5 protein-coding genes and 2 tRNA genes are annotated in these 4,853 nt (G+C 42.1%); 3 read left to right on the top strand and 4 right to left on the bottom strand.

The window, feature by feature from the left end; genetic code table 11:
* Window positions 1-203: 203 nt before the first annotated feature.
* Window positions 204-809 (bottom strand): transcriptional repressor LexA, encoded by a 606-nt coding sequence (gene lexA / locus CDG77_RS33400; RefSeq protein WP_094333453.1) that lies wholly within the window; start codon window positions 807-809, stop codon window positions 204-206.
* A 265-nt stretch (window positions 810-1,074) separates the two neighbouring features.
* The gene (argF, locus tag CDG77_RS33395) at window positions 1,075-1,995 is read right to left on the bottom strand and encodes an ornithine carbamoyltransferase (RefSeq protein ID WP_094333452.1); all 921 of its coding nucleotides are present in this window, start codon (window positions 1,993-1,995) and stop codon (window positions 1,075-1,077) included.
* 299 nt (window positions 1,996-2,294) lie between these two features.
* Here argF and CDG77_RS33390 point away from each other — a divergent pair.
* A tRNA-Thr gene (locus CDG77_RS33390) sits at window positions 2,295-2,366 on the top strand.
* Between the two features lie 92 nt (window positions 2,367-2,458).
* Here the strand turns inward: CDG77_RS33390 and pyrE are convergent.
* Window positions 2,459-3,082, bottom strand: coding sequence for an orotate phosphoribosyltransferase (pyrE, locus tag CDG77_RS33385; RefSeq protein WP_094333451.1), 624 nt, complete (start codon window positions 3,080-3,082; stop codon window positions 2,459-2,461).
* Window positions 3,083-3,188: 106 nt separating this feature from the next.
* Between pyrE and CDG77_RS33380 the strand changes: the two genes are divergently transcribed.
* Entirely contained in the window at window positions 3,189-3,623 is a 435-nt protein-coding gene (locus tag CDG77_RS33380) for a hypothetical protein (RefSeq protein WP_094333450.1), read from the top strand.
* Between the two features lie 125 nt (window positions 3,624-3,748).
* Here CDG77_RS33380 and CDG77_RS33375 read toward each other — a convergent pair.
* Window positions 3,749-3,821, bottom strand: a tRNA-Ile gene (locus CDG77_RS33375).
* Window positions 3,822-4,119: 298 nt separating this feature from the next.
* On the opposite strand from CDG77_RS33375, the gene CDG77_RS33370 reads away from it, so the two are divergent.
* Window positions 4,120-4,821: a hypothetical protein gene (locus tag CDG77_RS33370; protein ID WP_094333449.1), complete on the top strand. Its 702-nt coding sequence runs from the start codon at window positions 4,120-4,122 to the stop codon at window positions 4,819-4,821.
* Window positions 4,822-4,853 lie beyond the last annotated feature (32 nt).

Below are 4,853 nucleotides of genomic sequence, written 5' to 3'. Positions count from 1 at the left end.
GGGGATTAGGGATTGGGGATTGGGGATTAGGAAATCTTCCTATAGCATTTGCCAATAAGAGTGAAGTACATCTCAAAACCTCACCCCCAATCCCTCTCCTTACTAAGGAGAGGGGAGATCAAGCATAGCTTTATCGGAGTGAGGTTAAACTGTACCTCAGTTGCTTAAGGATTCGCTATAATCCCCAGTCCCCAGTTCCCAATTCAGTTGTAACCACGCCAAACACCAATGAGAGAACCCTGCACCTGTACTTGTTGAGCCATGACTTCAATGGGATTGTACTTAGGATTTGCTGGTTTGAGAGTAACGCGATCGCCTTGGCGATAAAAACGTTTTAAAGTTGTACCGAATCCATCAACTCTGGCGGCAACGATAGTACCATTTTTTAAATGATTTGGTTCTGCTACTGGACGCAGAAATACCACATCGCCATCAGTAATTAAATCTTCAATCATGCTATCGCCAGCTACGCGCAAAGCATAGGTTTGGGGAGGTAAATCGAAATTAGAAAAGTCTAAATGATCTACAGCATCAGTAAACGGTTCTATTAAACCACCAGCAGCGATCGTGCCCAAAATTGGTACACCTTGCTTAACAGGACGCAAAATCCGAATCGTTCGCGCTTGTCCATCAGTCCATTCGATATATCTTTTTGTGCGTAAATGCTCTAAACGGCTTTGAATTGGTGCTGGTGACTTCAAGTTCATCGCTTGCATCATTTGCCTAATTGAAGGCGAATGCTGGTGCGTTCTGATATATTCTGCCAACCATTCGTAAAGTTCTTGTTGAGCTTCTGTTAGACGTTCCATAAATTTGCGGGAAGTAATTATTAATGTCTCTAGAACATTAGTACTACAAAAAACTCCCCATAACAAGAGAAAAGTAAAAATATGAAAGGCAAAAGTAAGAATATTCTCTTTTCTTTTACCCATTTATTTCGGATTTTTTACTAGCAAGTAGTTAGGAGCCAATTGCACACTAGCTATTTTGACTCCTAACTTTTGCACAAACGCGATAAATCGCGTCTCTACTCCAAACTCTTGTACAGACGCGATGAATCGCGTCTCTCTTCTTTCATTCTGCCCCTAAAATACTCGCAAGCAAAGCTTTCTGCGCGTGGAGGCGATTTTCTGCCTGTTCCCAAACTTTTGATTGAGAACCTTCAATAACTGCCTCAGTAATTTCTTCACCACGATGGGCTGGTAAGCAGTGTAAAACAATTGCCTCTGGATCGGCAAGACTTAATAGTTGTTCCGAAATTTGGTAAGGCTGAAAAATTGGCATCCGGTTATCTGCTTCTGCTTCTTGCCCCATACTCGCCCAAACATCAGTATAAAGTACAGCAGAACCCTTAGCTGCTAATTCTGGATCGTGAGTGACGAGGACTTCCGTTTTATTATTAGCGATCGCTCTTGCTTGTTCTACAATCTGAGAATCTGGCTCATATCCGCTAGGGGTAGCTATTCTGACATTCATTCCCACCAATGCACAACCCAACATCAGAGAATTAGCCATATTATTCCCATCGCCCACGTAGGTTAAAGTTAACCCAGCAAGGGTGTTAAAGCTTTCTTGAACCGTCAATAAATCCGCCAATACCTGACAAGGATGTTCTGCATCAGTAAGCGCATTAATCACCGGAATCTTGGCATAGCGAGCAAAAGTTTCCAAATCCTGCTGGGCAAAAGTGCGAATTGCCAAAATATCCAGATATCGATCCAATACCCGCGCTGTATCCTGTAAAGGTTCCCCGCGACTAACTTGAGTAACATTAGGGTTGAGATCGATTACCTGTCCACCCAGTTGGTACATCGCCACAGTAAAGCTTACCCGCGTGCGAGTTGAAGCTTTGGAGAACAACAACCCCAAAACTTTATTACACTGCAACTTCAACTGTTGTGATTTCAGTTGAGTTGCCAATTCCAGGAGTTCTTGAACTTCGGTAGGACTGATGTCCGCTAGACTTAATAAATCTCGTCCGAGCAATGCTGCCATGCTTATAAACTGTAAAAAATAATTATATATTTCCGTTCCTTTATTCAGCCGTGCTAAGAAAATACAGTTTGAGAATTGAAGAGATATTTTTGCGTCCAGCCTAAGATTTTAGTTAGCTTTTGAAGTGATTGCGATCGCTGATTTGTTTGTGTTTCATCACAATTGCAACACTAACTAATCTGTCTTTTAACCTTATTTCTGAAGAAGAAGATATTTTTTAGGAATTACAGCTAGACAAATAAATTGATTATGGTACAATAAGAAATTGTGGTTGCTATTTGAAAGTAAACGTAAAATTTGCCAGCATAGCACAGTGGTAGTGCATCCGACTTGTAATCGGAAGGTCGCGAGTTCAAATCCCGCTGCTGGCTTGAACGCAAAACCCCCCAATGCGGGGGTTTTTGGCTCTAGATTACACGAGTATATGTTTTAGTCTCTAATCTAAATCCTATATTTTAGATATTCATAAATTCGCAAGTTGTCGGTAGCGTTCCTGAACTTCCTGAATCGAAAACAAAGTTTCAAACTTCAACCCAGCTGACTGGTACAACTCACCTCCCCCTTGTTGCCGGTCTACCAGTGAAATTATTTGGTTGACTGTATAACCCGCATCCTTAAGACGCTCAACCGCTTTCAGAGCAGATTGCCCAGTTGTCACCACATCTTCCAAAACAACTACTTTTGCACCCTCTGGTAAAGTGGGGCCTTCTATATAAGCTCTCGTCCCATAACCCTTGGCTTCCTTGCGAATAATCAGCGCTGGTATGGGTCGGTTTTCATACACAGAAACTATACTCACTGCTGTCACCATTGGGTCAGCCCCCATCGTTAAACCTGCTACAGCCTGAGTATCTACAGGTAGTAAAGGAAACAACAATCGTCCAACAGCTAAAGCTCCTTGGGGGTGGAGTGTTACCTGCATCTTATTGACATAATAAGAACTACGTAGCCCAGAAGCGAGAACAAAATCACCCTCTTGATAAGCCCGTTGAGAAAATAAATCTAGTAGCTTGTGGCGCAAATTTGTCAAATCAAGAGTGGTTGCCCAAATATCTGAGTGGGTAAGAGTTTCAGTAGGATACGTCATTACAAAACATTAAAAGTTGTGCTACACCAAAGGTTGAACTCATCAGAGTTCTGAACTTAAGCATAAATTAAGATTCGCCAAAAACGAAAATTGAGGAGTCAGAAACGTGCGGATAAAATTTAAAACCTTTGGTGGTTTGTTGGTGTTGCTTGCTGCTGGTATTATTTTTCCCTCAGTTGCATCTGCCCAAACCGAAACCCCCAAAACTGAAACTACGAGTGATGTATTTGAACGAGCTTATTTCAGTCACGATCGCAATTTCTACGAAAATGGTAGCCTTAAACGTCAGCTAGACTCACTTTTAGGATCTGGTTCTAGTTTCGGTGGTTCCTTCCCAGAAAATGAAATTGCCCGCGATGCTGAGTTGGTTAACACTTTATATCATGATGTCCTGACTCAGCAAGCTGGCAACGATCCTTATATTCGCACCCCCGATCTACCAAATCCTTATGACACATCGCTGATGATGTCTCCTCGTTTTAATAGCAACAAACTCAAAGTGGGAACTGAATTCAGGTTTGAAACTTTACCACCTCGGTAAGATTGGTGATTAGGGAAGTGGGGAGCAGGGGATAATAATTACTAACCAACACTATCAGCAACATTCAGTACAAGTGCCCATACCCCATGCCCAATGTCCTCTATTAGCGTTTTTTGATGATTCAGTGCGCCCTGCTGGAATCGAACCAGCCTGAAGGCGAATTATGAGTTCGCTGCCTCCCCAATCGGCCAAAGGCGCTCGTTTGTTGAGTTTTGGGTTGCTATCCTATGAGTAAATTATTTTAACTCTTAGGTCAACATTTACTAATTTTTAGAGTGAGGAAAATACCTCATTGCACTGAGTTTAGCCAATTCCGTAACTATAACACAAATTTACCACGTGTGAATACTGGACAATAGCTTCCTAGATTTTTATACTACATAATTTAGTCATGAAATAGTACAGACTAATATTGATTAAGTTCCTTTAAGGATTGAGGTCAAAAGCTTCACTATTCTTAAATAGACCAGCATTCTTATGTGATAGCTTATCAGCAATGAAAATAAATTCTACTGTACTTCTTACTTTGATTTTGTTAATCCTGATGATGGGAGCAGGTTCTGTGAGCGCCTTTTTGGGGTTTGAACTAGGGAGTTCAGCACTTAAAGGCGTGACCACACCAGATGGTCGTCCCACAACCAAATTTGCCAGTAATAAGGCAAATAGCTCCCAACAAGGAGGGCTGGTGCTATTAAAAGAGGAAGAGATTTTGAAAGTTGTCAAGGCGCGAATTGACGGTAAGACCAAGGCTGCTAAATCAGAAAAGCTAGAGGAAGATGACGAAGAAACCAATAGCAGCAAGCAGAAGCCAGAGGAAAAGCCTCCAGAAGTGGTTGAAGAAAAACCCCTACCAGGCTTTCCTGTTACTGCCCAAAGTCAGGGCGTAACCATGACTGTACAATCCGCCCGCTACTCTGGTGGTGATTTGCTACTGAAAGTGAAAATGCAGAACAAAGGTAAAGATTCCGTGCGTTTCCTGTATAGTTTTTTAGATGTTACCGATGACAAAGGACGAACTCTGAGTGCTAGTACAGAGGGTTTACCAACAGAATTGCCTGTAAATGGGCCAGTATTTTCAGGTACAGTGAGCATTCCCACAGCTTTACTTGATGATGTCAAGAAAATATCACTTGCTCTCACTGATTATCCTGCTCAACAATTAAAGCTAGAGGCATCGAATATTCCTGTAGGAAGGTAGAAGACTGGGGACTGGGGACTGGGGACTGGGGA

The sequence above is a fragment of the Nostoc sp. 'Peltigera membranacea cyanobiont' 213 genome (assembly GCF_002245975.1).
In the GTDB taxonomy this organism is placed as follows: domain Bacteria; phylum Cyanobacteriota; class Cyanobacteriia; order Cyanobacteriales; family Nostocaceae; genus Nostoc.
This window is presented reverse-complemented; position numbering and strand designations above follow the sequence as displayed.

Bases quoted from the DNA above. Each gene is read 5' to 3' on its own strand.
- lexA (WP_094333453.1), bottom strand. From the start codon at position 809: ATGGAACGTCTAACAGAAGCTCAACAAGAACTTTACGAATGGTTGGCA.
- argF (WP_094333452.1), bottom strand. From the start codon at position 1,995: ATGGCAGCATTGCTCGGACGAGATTTATTAAGTCTAGCGGACATCAGT.
- pyrE (WP_094333451.1), bottom strand. From the start codon at position 3,082: ATGACGTATCCTACTGAAACTCTTACCCACTCAGATATTTGGGCAACC.
- CDG77_RS33370 (WP_094333449.1), top strand. From the start codon at position 4,120: ATGAAAATAAATTCTACTGTACTTCTTACTTTGATTTTGTTAATCCTG.